Origin of the sequence: Nocardia albiluteola (assembly GCF_018860155.1) — a bacterium.
Classification (GTDB): Bacteria; Actinomycetota; Actinomycetes; order Mycobacteriales; family Mycobacteriaceae; genus Nocardia; species Nocardia albiluteola.
This window is the reverse complement of the sequence record NZ_JAHKNI010000009.1, coordinates 300,866-317,675: the sequence shown is the minus strand read 5'-3', so window position 1 is coordinate 317,675 and position 16,810 is coordinate 300,866. Positions and strand designations below refer to the sequence as shown.

Genomic DNA, 16,810 nt, shown 5'->3' with positions numbered 1-16,810 from the left:
TCATGTGGTGCGCTTGGTGTCGTTGAGCGTCTCGACCAGGGTGCGGTTCATCTCCGCCGCGGCGGCCAGCTGCTGTTGCAGCAGCGCCACCTTGCGGCGCAGCGCGCTCGTATCCATCCGGTCCAGGCCCGGGCCCTCCGCGGCACGCACCCAGTTGCGGACCGAGTTGGTGTGCACGCCGATCTGCTCGGCCACCACCCGGCACGCCTCGGATTCGCTGCGCAGCTTGCCCGTCAGCGCGATCACCTGCTCGACCGCGGCCTGCCGCACCTGCGGCGACACCCTGCGATAGGACCTGTGCGGCATCATCCGGCTAACCTTCCCGACGGCCGCATTCGCGAATTTTCCTGTGCCACCGCGTATCCGACTCTCACGCGGCACTCCCTTCGTCATCGTCGCCGCCGCCCTTGCGACCGTCACCGCGGGCTCCGCCGTTTGCGTCATCGTCGCCGCCGCCCTTGCGACCGTCACCGCGGGCTCCGCCGTTCGCGTCATCGTCGCCACTGTCCACGCTGTAGGTATCGTCCGGACCCGCCGCGTCGCCATCACGCCGGGCGGTGGATTCGTTGAATTCGCTGAAACGCTGGTTGGTTTCGTGAATTCCGCTTTCCTTCTCCGAGATCGTGAATTCCATGTGGAAGGGTATGCCGGGCCGGCGATCCTCGCCGATCTTCAGCAGGAATTTGCCGGTGCCTGGCGCGGGCGGGCGTGTCTGGCCGGGCTTGAGCGCCTCGCCGGTCAGGGCCTGCGGCGCGGACCATCCGGTCACCATCTCCTCCTCCGCGGCGGTGAAGGGGATCGTCGAGTCCAGGCGCTTGATCTCCTCCGGCGGCAACGCACCGAAGATCTTCGCGCGGGCTCGCTCGAGGAAGCCGAGCGCCTTGGCGATCGCCGCCTCCGACCCCAGCGACTGCAGGTCCTTGATGGTGTGACTGATCATGATGAGCGAGGTGGCCAGGCCGCGCTGCAGGCGGGTCAGCTCGTCGACGCGGTCGACCATGAAGTCGCCCAGGCCCAGCACCTGCCACAGCTCGTCCATCACGACCTGGAAGTAGCGCTGCGCGCCCAGGTCGGCGTCGGCGAGCACGTGCGCGGCCTCCACCGAGGCGAAACCGTCGGCCCAGCAGGCCAGCATGACCGCGGCCTTGAGCTTCTTGTCGCCGGTGGGGACGTGCGAGACGTCGATGCAGACCGCGACGGCGGTGGTGTCGATCGGCGTGGTCGTCTGCCCGTTGAAGACCGCGCCGAACGGGCCCTGGGTGAGCGCGCGCAGCGAGCGGCGCAGCCCCTTGATCGACTCCTGGTATTCCGCCGGGGTGTCCGCGCCGGCGTCGAGCATCAGCTGGTCGCCGCCCTCGACGATCACCTCGAGCAGGTTGTCCATGATCGGCGGGTTCTCCGGCGCGAAACCGCTGCCAGGCCGGTACAGGATGCTCAGCGCGGTGGAGATCAGCGTCTCCTCGAAATCCCGGACCCGTGCGCCGCGAACGAGTTCCACCAGCCCCGCGATCAAGGTCACCTGCCGCGCCCGCAGCTCCTGGGTGACCTGCACCTGCAGCGCGGGCATCCCCTCCAGCATCGGCACGATCATGCCGAGCACCCCGCCCGCCAGCGGATTCAGCTTGCCGTGGCCGTAACCCAGGTCGATGACCTGGCCCCCGACCATCTCCACCAGCCTGCGGTAGTCCGGCTTGACGTCGGCCAGGATCAGCGGGGTGATCCCCTGCGCGACGCCGCCCAGCACGATCCGGCGCACCAGCGAGGATTTACCGAAACCGTTGAGGCCCAGTACGAACAGGCTCGGCGCGGTGATGAAGCTGCCACGCATGAACCAGTTCATCGGGTCGAAGCAGACCGGCGCGCCGGTGTGCAGGTGCGAGCCCAGCGGCGTGCCGATCAGCGGGGCGCCCGCGCCGACCGACCACGGCCACAGGCCCGCGACCTGCGCCGTGGTGGCGCGGTACTCGACGGGGCGGCCGACCACGTTCATCCGGCCACCGCCCGCGCCCAGGTAGCCGCGATCGGTCAATTGTGCTGTCGTGCGGTCGAATCCGTCCTCCTGCACCGCCTCGATGCGGGCGGCCGCATTGACCCGTCGCAGGTCGTCGGTGCGGATACGGAAGGCCGCCCAGGCCGCGCGCAGGCCGTTGCCCTCCCGCGCGGTCGCCTCGAGCCGGGCGCGGGTGATGTCGTCCAGCAGCGACGGGCCCTGCTGGCGCTGCTTGGCGCTCTTTCCCGTGCGACCCTGCTTCCTTCCGGCCGCGCCCGAGCCGTTGCGCCCGCTCGTACCGGACCGGCGGGAATCCGTGCGGGACCGGTCGCCGTCGCGATCGGTGACCCGCCGCCCGTTCCGCTCGGAGACCGGCGCCCGGTTGCGAGTAAGATGTTCGGCGTCGGCCCGCTCGCCTCGGCCGCGCGAGGATCGCCGAGAACCGTTGCCGGACAGCGCATCCGGTTCTTGGGCCCATCGATCGGCCTGGTCGCGTGGCGCGCGCTGACGCTGCCCCGGTTGCCCGTCTCGCATCTGCTCATGCCCTCTCCCGCGCCGTTCCTGGCCACCGCGCACACCGGTGGATGATGCCTCGGCCCGCCCCCCGCCACGAGCGGCACCGGCGGGCGGTACACCGCCGGACGCCGTCGCCGAATCCTCCGGTTCGGATCCGTTCCGCGCCTGCGTATCGCGCCGCGCGTCCGGACGCGCAGTCTCCACGACCGCCGTACTCACCGATTCGGCGGACTGCTCACGGGCAGAACCGGATTCGAGCGCGAGTTGTTCGGACGGGCCCTGATCGCCGCGGCTCGGGGCGTCGGAGCCGGGGGTACGGCGATCGCCTGCTCGACGCTCCGAGCCCTGCGGTCGTCCCGGATCCGCTGCCGCCGACGCGAGCTCGCGACGATCGGCGATATCGCGGCGCGACCGGCGATCGGCCGATCCGGCACGTTCCTCGTGGTGCGTTGTACCCGAGGCGATCCCGTCGGCCTCGGAGACCTCGCGGCGCGGCCTCCGGGCGCTCGCGGACCGCTCCGGCTGCGCCGCAGGTGAATCGGACCGGTCGCGACCGGTCCCCTCGCGCCGCGCGCCGTACCGGTGCGTCTCGGCGGCTCCGCGCTCGGCGGTGTCGCGTTGCCCGCCACGGGATCCCGTCGCACCGCTGCGGCCGCGACCGTTCGATTCCCGTTCGGCGGCAATGCGGTCGTGTCTCTCGGCATCCCGGCGCGGGCCTGTCTCCGAGGATCCCGCACGCGCGCCGGCATCGCGCTGCGCGTCCAGGGAACGCCCTCGCCCCGAGGCGCTTTCGCCCCGCTCACGGCGCGGACGCAGCGGGGCGTCGTCCCAGTCGGCAGGCATGTTTGTGCGCGGCTGTCCGGGCGTGTACGCCTCGACTCCCCACTCGTCCTCACGCCGCGACCCGCGCCGGGTGGGGATCGGATTGGCCGTATCCACCACCCGCTCGCGGTAGCGAGGCGGCTCGCCGCGCGAGCGGATCGGCGCCTCGCCGTCGTCACCTGCCATGCGAGCTCACCCCGCCAAAGCTTTCGGAATGGTCGCGTGCTCCGGCAGGATCACGCCGCACCCGAGCGAGGCCGCGAAGGCCGCCGCCTGGTAGCGGTAGCACCGCCGGATCTTCAATCGCGCCTGCGTGGACAGATCGCGCGTGATGGCCTCGATGCGCGGCAGATCCCCGCGCAGGGGTTCGGTGATGGTCACCAGCGCGCCGAAGCGGGTCACCCCGTGGCCCCGGGCCTGCTCCTCCCGGGCCTGCTGGGTGGCGCCCACCCGCAGCGTCGCGGCCGCCGAGACGACCCCCCGCTCGCTCTGCTGCGCCACCAGCGCGTTCTTGTAGTCGTCGTCGACGATCTCCGCGGCATCGGCCGCCGAGTGCGGCCGGTACACGATCGCGATGCGCTTGCGCGGCACCTCGGGATTGGGCGCCAGCAGCCGCTGCAGCACCCGCTCGTCGACCGCTCCCTCGGGGGCGGTGTCCATCTCCCAGGTGACCGACCGGCCGCCGTCGTGCAGGAAGTGATCCCAGCGCTCCTCGTGCGAGACCGGTCCGGCATCGGCCCAATCCAGGCCGTGCCCGCCCGGCTCGCCCGCGGCAACCTCCAGATCCGCCTGCGCCGCAGGATCATACGAACGGCGAATGAATCCGATCACCTCGTCGGCCGACATCGGCTGCGCCCGCACGCCGGCCTCGGCCAGCGCCGCGCAGATGCCCGGCAGCCGCCGGCCGATCTCCACCGCCTCCTCCGCGGGATTCTTGCGACGCTCGGCGGTGGTGGCCTTGAACGTGATCGCCACCCGCGGCAGCAATTGCACGCGCTCCTGCGGCAATTCGGTGGCCAGCTCGTACATCACCTGCTGCGCCAGGTCCGGTGCCTGGGGATGGGTGATGGTGGAAACCTCTGTCAGCAAACGGTTTCCGGTCTCGGGGACGGTATCGATCACCGGGACGACCGCGATGATGTCCGAGGTCTGCCCGAGCGAGGCCAGGAAGGTGCCCCAGGCCGCGACCCAGCGGTCGATCACCGGCTGATCGACCGCCTCGTGGCCCTGCGGCCAGGCCCGCAGCACGACCGTGTACTGCCCGAACTGCGGCAGGTGGATCATGCCGAAGCTGTAGCCGCCCGCGTCGATGCCCTCGTACAGCTTCGAGGGCGCCATCAGTCCGGGCAGCCGCGCGACGCCGCCGGGGATGCGGGAGAACCGGCCGCCGCGATAGACGTGCTCACCCTTGCCGCGGCCGCGTAGCCAATGGAACATCATCAATCCCGTCTCATAGCCCGAGCGGCCGTTGGACCGCCACACCAGGGGAAGCATCACCACCACGCCGACGCCGCCGACGAAGAACGCGGGTTTGGGTCCGGCCACCAGCGCCGTCAGCAGGGCGGTGATGACCACGACGAAGCCGAGCACCGTCTCGCCCCACCGCAGGCCGAAAAGGCCCGCGCTGCGCGGCTTCTGCCAGAGCCCGTACGAGCGCCGCTCGTAGGTTTCGGTCGTCGTCATCGTGGAATGGTGCTCCTGCCGAGGTCGGGCGAGCGGTTCGCCCAGGTGTCACCGGCCACGTCACCCGCGGCCTCGTTGGCCCGCTGCAGCGGTGCGGTCGCGGCGCGGGCGGTCGCGATCCGGTTCATCACGCGGGACGGACCGGACGGCGCCGAGCCAGTGCCCTGGGCATTCCCCGGCGGCGCGGCCGCGTTGGCGCCGCCGCCACCGCCGCCCCCACCGCGCGGCGGGGCCGGACGTGGAGCTCCACCGCCGCGCCCACCGGCGCCGCCCGGCGGCCGCGGGCGTCCCCCGCCGACGTATCCGGGTGAGCCCGAGGCCGCCGCGCCGCGGAACGCCACGGCCTTGGTGCCGACCGCGCCCAGGGCCATCGCGCCGAGCACGACGCCGCCCGTGGCGCCCAGGCCCGAACCACCCTGACCGACCATACCGACCGTCGGCGCCACCAGGCGCATCAGCGTCGGCAGCACGAACGCGACACTGCCCAGCAGCACGATCGCCACGAGCATGCGCTGCGCCTGATCGGCGTCCGGCAGCCCGGCCGTGGCCGTGGTGTCGTCGGTGTTGCCGGCGGCCAGGAAGGCGATCATGTAGACGATGGCCGCCACCGGTTTCCACAGCATGAACGCGATGATCCAGCTCAACAGCTTCTGATACGACCCCCTGCCCAGATTCGTGCCCGACGCGGCCGCGGCCAGCGGCAGGACCCCGGCGGCGACCACCAGCAGACCCTGGCGCACGATGGCCAGGATGATCTGTGCCAGCGCGCCGAGCAGGCCGACGATCGCGATGATCAGCACCAGACCGGGCGAGAATGCCTGCAGCTTACTGGTTTTCACCATCAGCTCGGCGATGTTCTTGGCCTGGCCGTTGGTGGCGTCCTGAATCACCCACGCGGAGAACCGATCCGAGGCCTGCGTGCCTGCCACGATCACCGCGCCGAGCATCCAGGAACTGAATATCACCCGCGCGAACATCCGGAACGATTCGGCGGCCTCTGCCAGCACCGCCCCGCGTCTGGCCTCGGCCAATCGCACGCCGGACAGGATGATCGAGACGATCAGCAGCAGTATCTGCACCTCGTAGGTGTAGTCGTTGATCTTCTCGAACAGCTGTCCGCCGTTGCTCAGACGCTCGTTGGGCACCTTCATCCAGAAGGTCAGCGCCATGATCAACGCCTCGCCCAGGCCATTCATCAGCGAGTCGACCACCTTGCCGAAGGTGGAGTCCCACGCCTTGTCGCGCACGGCTGCGGCCGCATCGCCGGGATGCGTGGCGGCATTGCCCGCCTTGCACGCGGCCGAGGCGGCCGCGCCGAGCGACACACCGGGTAATCCGAGGTTGTTGAGGTCGTCGTAGATCTGATTGCACGTCTGGTCGAATCCGTACGTCTGGCCGTACGCCACCGTCGGAGTCGCGATCGTCACGGTGAAGACCACCGCGAGGATCGTGACGATGCGCCTGAGCATCAGGTTCACCCCTCCCTGTGTAGAAGTGAATCGATCCGTACCAACTACCGCCATCGTCAACGTTTCATCACATCCCCTGCTCACCGCTGTGCTCACCATTTGGTCCACCCGTCCAGCGAATCCACGTACTCGGTCTGATCGGTCGTGGCATCGGTCGGCTTCAGATGCCAATCCCCGTTGTCCCACACCATGACCAGCCGCACCGCCGCCCACAACTGCTTGCCGTCGTTCACCGGGCCGCGGGTGGCCAGGCGGACGATCGCCATATCGTCGGCATAGTTCTCGACCTGAAATGCGTCCGGCGCCACCAGATATCGGGTAATGCGCTCGGGCTGCTGCGCGGGCAGCTTGCCGGCCGCACGCGCGGAATCGTAGGCCGCCAGCTGCGTGGCCGAGGCCCGCACCTGATGCACGTACAGATCACGATCGGCCGGCCGGGCGTTGAGCCGGTAGGTGATCTGCGCCGCCGCCAGCACCGCACCCTGCGGGGTGTGCGAAAACCCCACGGCCAGACCCTTGTCGATGTCGACCGGGCCGTCGCTGGTGGAAAACGGGACCGAGGCGCCGTACACCCGTTGCCAGCCGCGCGCTTCGGTGGTGCCCTGCGGGGCAGCGGTCAGCCAGTCCGGATCGGACGGCTTGTGCTGCTTGCTCACGTCCTGCGGAAGCGGTTGTCCCGCAGGATTGTTCGGAATATCCACCCGGCGGCCGAACAGGTCGACCCCCGGCGCGGCGAACCCGGTGGCGTTCGAACCCGCCGCGGGAGATGGCGCCGGGACGTTCGCCGACTGCTCGGCGCGCGAATTACCGTGTGTGACATACATGAAGACCCCGACCACCACGATGAGCGCCAGGACCGCCGCGGAGGCGATGGCGCCGAAGGAGATGCCGCGGCCCTCGTCCGCGTCCTTCTCTTTCATGTCGGAAGCAGGGTCAGCGCGATAGCGCTCGCAGAGGTGGCCACAATCGCTCCGATCAGGCTCATGACGATGCCGTGTGATGCGTCGTTGACGCCGAAACTGGAGCGCATCGCCGACCACAACCGCCCGGCCGAGACGATCATCCAGGCCAGGCAGAACAACAGCACCACCCATAACAGCCAATCGATCAGCTGCATGATCGGCGCGAGCACTTCGGATGGGATCTGTTTGTAGGCAAGCACTCCGCGGCCCGCCCTCAGGACCCGATGGCGGCGTTCAGGATGGTCCCGGCGCTGGTGGCGACAATTCCGCCGATCATGGCGCCCGCCACCATCTTCGGTGATTCCAGGCCACCGCCGGTCCACTTCTCCCAGGCGAAGCGGCCACCCGCGTAGGTGATGCCCATGATTCCGGACAGCAGCACGAACCAGGTGAAATAGCGAACCAATTTCAGCAATTTGTCCGCGGCGGGTGGCGCCTCGGGCGTCGGATTCCCGACCTGAGCGAGAACAGCACTGTACGTCTCGTGCACAGCGAGCAGGATGGTACTCATCGAGCGTCCTTCTCCAATAGGTGAACCGAAAACAAAGCGGTGTACCGCGCATACACCGACACCTGAATGCCACCCCTGCGCGTGAGAACGCGACGGGCGCACAACTGCGGGAGCCATCGTTGTCACGGGGTGTCCTCTTCCTCGTATTGTGAAGCGGCACTTACCTTTTCACGAATAAGGGCAATGATGCCCGAGCCCAGCTGGTCCACCTCGTGCGGGACGGACTCGAGCACATCGACCTTCCGCTTGCGCTGCAGCGGCGGCGGATCGCCCGGCGACCACACCGGCAGCTGATCGGGCTCGACGAGGGTCCATTCCTCGTACCACGGCAGCTGCCAGACCGTGCCGGCCAGCGAGCCGACCACGTCGCGGTACCGGCGGATCTCGGCGGGTATGCGGCCCGGGCGCACCGCGACGGTGACCATGCCCAGCACCTCGCACGACCCGGCCAGGCCGGCGTGATGCTGACGCAACAGATCGTGCGCACGCGTAAGCCCGGAGATGGTCTCACGGGCCACCAGGACGACGAAGGGGGATTCGCGCTCGAAGACTCCGGGCCAGCGGCGGTGCGAATCCGCCGCGGGCGCAAGCACATGCGCGAGGGTACTGGCGCCCGCACCGCCGTGCACACCGAGCAACCACACCAGCGGGGCGCGCCCGGCACCCGGCACCGGCCGCTCCCAGATGGGCGCGCGCCGATTCTCCGGCGGCGCGATCACGCCCGCCGCGCCCGTGGGTAGATGCTGCTGCCCCGCGGGCGTTTCCGATGCTTTCCGACGTTCCCTCATAGCCGCGGTCATGATGCCACCCCCGCCAGCAGCGTGCGATAAGCCCTGCGTGTGTCGGTGGCAAGTGCGTTGTGTCGCACCAGTTCTCCGCGCGCGAGGTGCGGGTCGTAGGGAATCTCACGAATATCCCGGACCCAGCCCGTGAGATGTTCACGCAAATGTTCGGCTACCGGAGACTCGTCGCCGGGCAGCTGATGCGAGACCACGATCGTGGTGTCGCCGACAATGCCGCCGCCCTGCCCCTCGGTGTGGCCGCCGAATTCGTCGTCGAGCCACTCCAGGGTGACGCGCAGCCGGTTGGCCGCGTCCGCGCGCGCGGGAATGGCCAGGATCAGCGCGATCTCGGCGTCCTCGAGCAGCGGGCGCAGGTGCCGCGCGGCGATGGGGCTGCCGCCGTCGTAGACGGCGGTGTATCCCGCGTCCGCGATGGCGCGCGCGACGGTCAGATAGGTGGCGCGGCGCCGCAGCGGCGCGGCATCGCGCCACAGCAGCCCGATGCCCGAACCTGCCTGGGACAGACACTCCTTCAGCGGCGCGGGCTCGTCGTCGCCGCGGCCGTACAACCAGGCCTGCAGGCTGATCGGGCTCAGGTGCTCGTCGGCGCCGCGCAGCGCCAGATCGCTCCCGGAACTCGTGGCGTCGACCGCCACGGTCGGACCGCCGCCCGAGCCCATCTCGCCCGCGATACCCAGTGCGGTCGTGGTGGTTCCGGCACCGCCGCAGCCGCCGACGACCAGGATCGGGCGCGGCGCGGAGCTGCCCGGGTCGCCGCCGTCTCCGTCGCGGCGGCCCTTGCGTAAGCGCACCACCGGAGCCTTCCCGCGCGCGCGGGAGCCCGCCGGGTCGCCCGCCTCGGGCGCCTCGTCGAGCCACTGGCTCCAGTCCTGTCCCATCGCTTCTGCTCTCCTCTTACCCGGCCGCGATGCCCGTGATCAGGGTGCGGCCGCCGTCCACCGTGGTGGTCACCGTCTGCTTGTCGTAGGTGGCGGGCGCGCCGCCGGGTCGTTGCTCGGTGATCTCCACCGAATACCTGCCATCCCCGGACGGTGCAACCACGACGCAGTAGGCGGTGCCCGGCGGGACGGAATCGATGCCGCGCTGGATCTCCGCCGCCGGGGGCAGCGCGGCCCCGGGTGCGGCGACCTCGAGCGCCCGGTCGGCGGAGCGCTCGACGTAATAGGCGTGCTCGAACCACATCACGGCCTCGGGACCCGAACTCGTGCCGCCGGGTTCGGCGCCGCGCAGCGCGGCGCCGGATCGTTCGGTGGGGCACACCAGCGTGGTGCCGGTGGTGGCGCCGGTCAGCCGCACCGCCTCCGGGTGGGTGGCCAGGGCGTCGCGACCGGCCTCGTCCCGATGGTGGAGCAAATACAGAGCGAACGCTCCCGCAGCGGCGAGCACGAGGATCGCGACAATCAGCACGAGGGTGACGAGCAGGCTGCTGGGGCCGGTCTGATCGCGCAGGGTGAGACCGGATTCACTGCCGCGGCGGGATTCCCGGCTCGCACGCGCGGCCTCGCGCCGGAGCTGCGGAGACATAGCCGCACCCGGACCGTCGGCGGGCCGGCCGGACGAGTCGCCGAGAAGTCCGCGGAGGCGGGAGAGGCCGAGGCGACCGCGGCGGTCCTTCGCGGGCCGCGGCGCGCTGGTCCACTCGCGGTCGTCGGCGAGCCAGTCGTCATCCATGCCCGGCCGGTCGTCGTTCTCGGCGAGCCATTCGGTGCGGGCGGGCCGTCCGGCGGTATCCCGGGCCGATCGCTTGGCGCGCCCGAGGAAACGACCTGCGGGGCCGGTGCGTTCTTCAGGGTCATCCGATTCGCGTGCCGATCGCTCGGCGGATGTCGAGCCGGCGATCTCCCTCGGCTCCGACGCGATGTCGTCGGCGGCCCGATGGGACTCGTCGTCCGATGCCGTATCCGCGCTTCGGGCCTTGGTACGCCCGTCACGGGCACGACCCGCATCGCGCCCGACCGCACGATCGTGCGACTCGGCCGAACTCTCCGCCTCGTCCTCCCGTGGGACGGCGAGGCGGCCACCACGAGGCCGTCCGGAACTCCGGTTCGATACGGGCTCGGGGTCGTCGTCACCTGGCTCGGCCTCGGCGCGGCGGGCCGCTGAGCGGCCTTCCGCGGCACGGCGGCGCGGTGCGGAGGCGGCGTCCTCGTCCCACGGGAACTGGACCAGCTCGGCGTCGCGGGCCGGGTAGTCGTCGCGGGGGCCAGGTGCGTGGTCACCTGATACCCAGTCCGACCAGCCGCCCACGAACTCGCTGCGCCGGACGCCCGATTCTCCCCAGAACGGGATGTCGAACGGTTCGGGTTCGGTCTCCCGGATGTAGTGCGGGTATCCGCCCGCGCCGCCCTGCGACATGGCCTGTTCGAGGTCGGGATCGGTGCGTCCGCTCGGCGCCGCGGCGTCCCGGGGCTCGACGGCGGGGAACCAGCGACGCAGGTCTTTGTACGAGTTCAACATTCCCCCATCCCCGCGGAGCCTGGCGCGTCGTGCAGCATCGTCGGACCCTCTCGGCGATCAGTTCGTGGAGAACGGGCGGTCATCTTGGAAATCGGCGGCGGTCCGGACCGGTGCCACGCCGCCGGAGGCGGCATTGCCGCGGCCTGTCCCGAACGGAAATTCTCCCGTACGTGACGAATTCGGCGAACTCGACGCGCCGACGACGCGCCGCGAGATTCCCGCAGCCCCATGGAATAGACCGGGACACACGTCCAATTCGGGAACGCGACCCCCCGGTGGATCGGGCCGCGCACACCGCGCCGGGACGGGATCGACAACCGGTCCCGAACGCCCGGTTCCGGGTGCGAATGCGGAACGGCCGGGCCGGGAATCACTCCCGAACATGCGGATTCGCCTGGTGGCCAGGCACGATCGAACCGCGCCACCCGCTAGGCCCGCATGGATCGACGCACTCGCCTGTCCGGCGACTGCACTGATGGCGCGAATTGCCAAGGCGGACAGGGCTGGACGTGGACGGAGCCGACTGTCCGGCCGGGGCCGGGCGGCGAGCCACGGATACGCCTCGCCCGTGGAGCCCTCCGGGGCACTCACGATCGTGGCCGGCATGCTCCAGGTTGTGCGCGCGGTCGGCATCCTGCGACCCCCTTAACCAGCTGTGTGCAAGGCCTTCGGTGGGCGGTCGGACACGGCGGAGTGAGAGCAAGTGGTTATCGGATCGAGTTGCCGCCGTTGCCGGGTGAGCCCCGAAACGCAATAGACCGTAACAGAATCCGGCGAACTCCGCAGGGCAACCTCCACAACGCCGCCACATACCGGGAAGATCCACGTCACAGCGGCGACCGACCGAAAGAATTTCCCAGCGCCGGCGATACCCTGCGGCTCCCTTGGCAACAATCGAGCGATCCACCACCGAAACAGGCACTCGATGAATGAAACAGGCAATTGCGATGCCGAATAGTTGCCATTCTGTGAGCTTTCGACGAAAAATCCCTCAGTTCACCAACTAAATAGCCCTATTTCATACTTAGCCGACAATTTGCTTTCCGTTGGGCCGGTGGCCGTCGAAGGGGGTCTCGAACGCCCTGCCGGACCGAACCGGGCAGACTGTCGGCATGGCCGACTTACCCCTGGCAGCTGTGGGATGCGCATTCATCGGCGCAGTGATGTTCGCCGTGTCGGCGGTGGCGCAGCAACGCGCGGCCGCCGATGTCCCCGAGGGCGAGGCGCTGCTGGCCCGGCTGATCCGCAATCCCCGCTGGTGGGCGGGCATCATCGGCGACGCGGGTGGATTCGGATTCCAGGTGGCCGCGCTGGCCATGGGCTCGGTGCTGGTCGTGCAGCCGATTCTGGTGAGCGCGCTGGTGTTCGCACTGCCGCTGGCCGCGCACTACAGCGGCCGTCGCGTGACGCTGTTGATGTGGGGACAGGCGGCGGCGCTGTCGATCGCGCTCGCGGTCTTCCTGGTGGTCGGCAACCCGACCGAGGGGCACGTCGACGCGCCGTGGCGTCACTGGCCCGGACCGCTGGGATTGCTGTGCGCCCTGATCGTCGTGGGCGTCGGGGTCGCCACCGTCGTGAAGGTGCCCTCGTTGCAGGCGCTGCTGCTCGGCACCGCGGCCGGGCTGCTGTTCGGCATCTCGGCCGCGCTCACCGGGCACGTCACCCAGCTGTTCGGGCAGGGTGTAATGCCGGTGCTGACCAGCTGGCAGCCGTACACCCTGGTGGCCGCCGGCGTGGCAGGGCTGTACCTGCAGCAGCGGGGATATCAGGCCGGCCCCCTGTCGGCCTCCCTGCCGGCGTTCACCGTCGCCGAACCGCTCGGCGCGGCCTTCATCGGCATCACCGTCCTGGACGAGCGCCTGCGCAGCGGCCCGCTCGGCACCGTCGTCGTCATGCTCGCGGTGGTGGTGATGTGCGTCGAGGCGATTCGGCTCTCGCGCGCGCAGGCGGCCGAGACGGCGCCACAGCCGGTTGTCCAGAAACCGGCCGGGACAGTGGAGGATTCGGCGCCCACCGACGGCCCATTACCGTCCGGGTCCACTGCCGATACCGACCCCGGCCCCGACTCCCCCACCGCGGCCGAGACTACCCGCGGGCAATAACCGGATTTGTCTCGCGACCACCACCTGCACACCCGCCTCGCCGGTTCAGATGAAGTCCCGGCCGCCGTTCACCCCGACGGTCTGCCCGGTCACGAAGCCGTTGCCGACGAGCATCATGACCACATCGGCGATTTCCGCCGGCTCGCCCATACGGCCCACCGGCAGCTGGTCACCGATGCCGGCCGCCTTGAGCGGCGCGGCCATCTCCGTATCGATCGGTCCGGGTGCGACGGCGTTCACCGTGACGCCCTCGCGACCCACAGCCGCCGCGTAGCCGCGGGTCAAACCCTCCAGGCCCGCCTTGGATGCGTTGTAGTGCACCCCCACCGCGCCGCCGGTCCGGGCCGCGACCGAGGAGACGTTGACGATCCGGCCCCAGCCGCGGGCGCGCATGCCGGGCAGCACCGCCTGCGTGCACAGGAACGCGGACTTCAGATTGACCGCGAGGGTGCGGTCGAACTCGTGCTCGGTCAGCTGCTCCACCGTCCGGAACACGCCGGTCCCGGCGTTGTTGACCAGGATGTCGATCTCCCCGAACTCGGCACGGACCCGATCGACCATCGCATCGACCTCGGCCGCGACCGACACATCCGCTCCGACCACCATGCCCCGGCCACCGGCCCGCTCGATCTCGGCGACGACGACCTCGGCCTCGTCCTTGCGGCTGCGATAGTTGACGGCCACCGCCGCCCCGGCCGCGGCCAGCGCCTCCGCGGTCGCGCGGCCGATTCCCCGTGAGCCACCGGTGACGAGGGCCACCCGCCCGGCCAGTACCTTCTGTGCGTCCATGATTCGACGGTAGGCCTTGGAGCGCACTCCAGGTCAAGCCGACCGCGCGTGTCCACCTGTGCCGCAGGGTATTCGGCTCTCAGCACCGTGCGCGAGCACCAGTCCGGGACGAAGATCCGCACGCCACCCGGCCGCGCATCATCGTCCGCCGCGGCGGGGCAACCTGGTAGGCACCCTCTACATTGCGCACGACGTTCAGTCGGTAGCCGCGCACTATCGCGGCCACCCCCGGCGGAATCCCCGCGCGCCCGCGCCCGTGAACACGGCCGATGCGGACGTCCGCAGCCTATGTCGCCGACGTCACCCGATAGACGTCATAGACACCCTCCACGTTGCGCACGACGTTCAGCAGGTGGCCGAGATGTTTCGGGGCGCCCATCTCGAAGGTGAACTTGCTGATCGCCACCCGGTCGCCAGAGGTCATGACCGAGGCGGAGAGGATATTGACCTTCTCGTCGGCCAGCACCTTGGTGACGTCGGAGAGCAGGCGGGTGCGATCGAGCGCCTCGATCTGGATGGCCACCAGGAAGACCGACGACGGTGAGGGCGCCCAGGTGACCTCGATGATCCGCTCCTGCTGCGACTGCAGCGAATCGGCGTTGGTGCAGTCGGTGCGGTGGACGCTGACCGCGCCGCCGCGGGTCACGAAGCCCATGATCTCGTCGCCCGGCACCGGGGTGCAGCACTTGGCGAGCTTGGCCACCGTGCCCGGGGCGCCGGGGATCTCGACCCCGGCATCGCCCCCGGTGCGCTGGCGCAGCGGCAGCGTGGAGGGCGTACTGCGTTCGGCCAGTTCGTTTTCCACGTCGCCGACGCCGCCGAGCTGGGCCATCAGGCGCTGCACGACGTGATGCGCCGACACCTGGTTCTCACCGACGGCCGCGTACAGCGCGGAGATGTCGGTGTAGTGCAGCTCGTGGGCCAGCGCGGACATCGCATCGACGCTCATCAGGCGCTGCAGCGGCAGGCCGGAGCGGCGGACCTCCTTGGAGATCTGCTCCTTACCGGTCTCGAGCGCCTCCTCCCGCCGCTCCTTCGCGAACCACTGGCGGATCTTGGCCTTCGCGCGCGGCGACACGACGAAGTTCTGCCAGTCGCGGCTGGGCCCGGCGTTCTGCGCCTTGGAGGTGAAGATCTCGACGACCTCGCCGTTCTCCAGCTGCCGCTCGAGCGCGACCAAGCGGCCGTTGACGCGGGCGCCGATGCACTTGTGCCCGACCTCGGTATGCACGGCATACGCGAAATCGACCGGCGTGGACTTCTGCGGCAGCGTAACGACGTCGCCCTTCGGGGTGAACACGAAGATTTCCGGCGACTTCAGGTCGAAGCGCAGCGACTCCAGGAACTCCGCGGGGTCCGCGGCCTCCCGCTGCCAGTCCAGCAACTGGCGCATCCAGGCCATGTCGTCGACCTCGGCGACATCGCCGGAGTGCTTGCCCTTGGTCTCCTTGTAGCGCCAGTGCGCGGCGATCCCGAACTCCGCGGTGCGGTGCATGTCGTGCGTGCGGATCTGCACCTCGAGCGGTTTGCCGTCCGGGCCGACGACGGTGGTGTGCAGCGACTGGTAGACCCCGTACCGCGGCTGGGCGATGTAATCCTTGAACCGCCCGGCCATCGGCTGCCACAGCGAATGCACCACGCCGACCGCGGCGTAACAGTCCCGCACCTCGTCGCACAGGATGCGGATGCCGACCAGGTCGTGGATGTCGTCGAAGTCCTTACCCTTGACGATCATCTTCTGGTAAATCGACCAGTAGTGCTTGGGACGACCCTCGACATTGGCGGTGATGCGGCTCGCCGTCAGGGTATTGATGATCTCGGCGCGGACCTTGGCCAGGTAGGTGTCGCGTGAGGGCGCGCGATCGGCGACCAGGCGCACGATCTCGTCGTACTTCTTCGGGTGCAGGATCGCGAAGGCCAGATCCTCCAGCTCCCACTTGACCGTGGCCATACCGAGCCGATGGGCCAGCGGCGCAATGACTTCCAGCGTCTCGCGCGCCTTCTTGGCCTGCTTCTCGGGCGGCAGGAAGCGCATGGTGCGCATGTTGTGCAGGCGGTCGGCGACCTTGATGACCAGCACGCGCGGGTCGCGGGCCATCGCGATGATCATCTTGCGGATGGTCTCCGCCTCGGCGGCGGCACCCAGATTGACCTTGTCCAGCTTGGTGACGCCGTCGACCAGGTGGGCGACCTCCTGGCCGAATTCGGCCTCGAGGTCGGCCAGCGCATAGCCCGTGTCCTCGACCGTGTCGTGCAGCAGCGCGGCCACCAGTGTGGTGGTGTCCATGCCCAGCTCGGCCAGGATGTTGGCGACGGCCAGCGGGTGCGTGATGTACGGATCGCCGGACTTGCGGAACTGATGGGCGTGCTTCTCGTCGGCGACGTCGAACGCGCGCTGCAGCAGTTGCAGATTCGCCTTCGGATACAGCTCGCGGTGCACGGTGGCCAGCGGCTCGAGCACCGGCTTGACCGCCGCGATGCCGCGCTGCCCGGTCATCCGGCGGGCGAGGCGGGCGCGCACCCGCCGCGAGGCGGAGGTGGACACGACCGCTGGGCTGCTCCCGGGCTGGCGCACCGGCATGTTCCGCGGGGTGGGGGCGGGCGCGGCGGCAGGTGGGGTGGCTGCGCCGCGATCGCCTTCGACCGATTGCCCGGCATTCGCCTTCTCCAGATGCTGAGTCATGCCACCACCTCTCCCGCCTCGAC

The 16,810-nt window shown here is 69.8% G+C and carries 13 protein-coding genes; 1 reads left to right on the top strand and 12 read right to left on the bottom strand.

Annotated elements, in window-relative coordinates:
- From KO481_RS26645 to KO481_RS26600, 10 genes are all read right to left on the bottom strand, one after another.
- Positions 1–309 carry a transposase gene (locus KO481_RS26645; RefSeq protein WP_215920892.1) on the bottom strand — a complete coding sequence of 103 codons (309 nt, stop codon included), beginning with the start codon at positions 307–309 and terminating at the stop codon, positions 1–3.
- A gap of 61 nt (positions 310–370) precedes the next feature.
- Complete coding sequence (locus KO481_RS43340; RefSeq protein ID WP_245401542.1) at positions 371–3,514, bottom strand: hypothetical protein; 3,144 nt, start codon at positions 3,512–3,514, stop codon at positions 371–373.
- Positions 3,515–3,520: 6 nt separating this feature from the next.
- Positions 3,521–5,011, bottom strand: a complete 1,491-nt coding sequence (locus KO481_RS26635) for an SCO6880 family protein (RefSeq protein ID WP_215920890.1) — start codon at positions 5,009–5,011, stop codon at positions 3,521–3,523.
- Complete coding sequence (locus tag KO481_RS26630; RefSeq protein ID WP_215920888.1) at positions 5,008–6,480, bottom strand: hypothetical protein; 1,473 nt, start codon at positions 6,478–6,480, stop codon at positions 5,008–5,010. Before KO481_RS26630 ends, KO481_RS26635 begins: the two co-directional genes overlap by 4 nt.
- 92 nt (positions 6,481–6,572) lie before the next feature.
- Entirely contained in the window at positions 6,573–7,400 is an 828-nt protein-coding gene (locus KO481_RS26625; RefSeq protein ID WP_215920886.1) for a DUF8175 domain-containg protein, read from the bottom strand.
- On the bottom strand, positions 7,397–7,642 hold the full coding sequence (locus KO481_RS26620) for a hypothetical protein (RefSeq protein WP_308166793.1): 246 nt from the start codon (positions 7,640–7,642) through the stop codon (positions 7,397–7,399). The genes KO481_RS26625 and KO481_RS26620 overlap by 4 nt, the downstream gene beginning before the upstream one ends.
- Positions 7,643–7,656: 14 nt before the next feature.
- A complete protein-coding gene (locus KO481_RS26615) occupies positions 7,657–7,953 on the bottom strand; it encodes a hypothetical protein (protein ID WP_215920884.1) in 297 nt (98 codons plus the stop codon).
- A 122-nt stretch (positions 7,954–8,075) separates the two neighbouring features.
- The gene (locus KO481_RS26610) at positions 8,076–8,741 is read right to left on the bottom strand and encodes a hypothetical protein (RefSeq protein ID WP_245401541.1); all 666 of its coding nucleotides are present in this window, start codon (positions 8,739–8,741) and stop codon (positions 8,076–8,078) included.
- A gap of 8 nt (positions 8,742–8,749) precedes the next feature.
- Entirely contained in the window at positions 8,750–9,634 is an 885-nt protein-coding gene (locus KO481_RS26605) for a MinD/ParA family ATP-binding protein (protein ID WP_215920882.1), read from the bottom strand.
- 16 nt (positions 9,635–9,650) lie between these two features.
- On the bottom strand, positions 9,651–11,213 hold the full coding sequence (locus tag KO481_RS26600; protein WP_215920872.1) for a DUF8176 domain-containing protein: 1,563 nt from the start codon (positions 11,211–11,213) through the stop codon (positions 9,651–9,653).
- 1,112 nt (positions 11,214–12,325) lie between these two features.
- On the opposite strand from KO481_RS26600, the gene KO481_RS26595 reads away from it, so the two are divergent.
- Positions 12,326–13,315, top strand: a complete 990-nt coding sequence (locus KO481_RS26595) for a DMT family transporter (RefSeq protein WP_215920870.1) — start codon at positions 12,326–12,328, stop codon at positions 13,313–13,315.
- Between the two features lie 45 nt (positions 13,316–13,360).
- Here KO481_RS26595 and KO481_RS26590 read toward each other — a convergent pair whose 3' ends face one another.
- Positions 13,361–14,104 (bottom strand): SDR family NAD(P)-dependent oxidoreductase, encoded by a 744-nt coding sequence (locus KO481_RS26590; RefSeq protein ID WP_215920868.1) that lies wholly within the window; start codon positions 14,102–14,104, stop codon positions 13,361–13,363.
- Positions 14,105–14,390: 286 nt separating this feature from the next.
- Positions 14,391–16,787, bottom strand: a complete 2,397-nt coding sequence (locus tag KO481_RS26585; protein WP_215920866.1) for a RelA/SpoT family protein — start codon at positions 16,785–16,787, stop codon at positions 14,391–14,393.
- Between the last annotated feature and the right edge of the window lie 23 nt (positions 16,788–16,810).

Excerpts from the sequence above, each read along its gene's own strand:
- KO481_RS26645 (WP_215920892.1), bottom strand. The coding sequence starts at position 309 with ATGATGCCGCACAGGTCCTATCGCAGGGTGTCGCCGCAGGTGCGGCAG.
- KO481_RS43340 (WP_245401542.1), bottom strand. The coding sequence starts at position 3,514 with ATGGCAGGTGACGACGGCGAGGCGCCGATCCGCTCGCGCGGCGAGCCG.
- KO481_RS26635 (WP_215920890.1), bottom strand. The coding sequence starts at position 5,011 with ATGACGACGACCGAAACCTACGAGCGGCGCTCGTACGGGCTCTGGCAG.
- KO481_RS26630 (WP_215920888.1), bottom strand. The coding sequence starts at position 6,480 with ATGCTCAGGCGCATCGTCACGATCCTCGCGGTGGTCTTCACCGTGACG.
- KO481_RS26625 (WP_215920886.1), bottom strand. The coding sequence starts at position 7,400 with ATGAAAGAGAAGGACGCGGACGAGGGCCGCGGCATCTCCTTCGGCGCC.
- KO481_RS26615 (WP_215920884.1), bottom strand. The coding sequence starts at position 7,953 with ATGAGTACCATCCTGCTCGCTGTGCACGAGACGTACAGTGCTGTTCTC.
- KO481_RS26610 (WP_245401541.1), bottom strand. The coding sequence starts at position 8,741 with ATGAGGGAACGTCGGAAAGCATCGGAAACGCCCGCGGGGCAGCAGCAT.
- KO481_RS26605 (WP_215920882.1), bottom strand. The coding sequence starts at position 9,634 with ATGGGACAGGACTGGAGCCAGTGGCTCGACGAGGCGCCCGAGGCGGGC.
- KO481_RS26600 (WP_215920872.1), bottom strand. The coding sequence starts at position 11,213 with ATGTTGAACTCGTACAAAGACCTGCGTCGCTGGTTCCCCGCCGTCGAG.
- KO481_RS26595 (WP_215920870.1), top strand. The coding sequence starts at position 12,326 with ATGGCCGACTTACCCCTGGCAGCTGTGGGATGCGCATTCATCGGCGCA.
- KO481_RS26590 (WP_215920868.1), bottom strand. The coding sequence starts at position 14,104 with ATGGACGCACAGAAGGTACTGGCCGGGCGGGTGGCCCTCGTCACCGGT.
- KO481_RS26585 (WP_215920866.1), bottom strand. The coding sequence starts at position 16,787 with ATGACTCAGCATCTGGAGAAGGCGAATGCCGGGCAATCGGTCGAAGGC.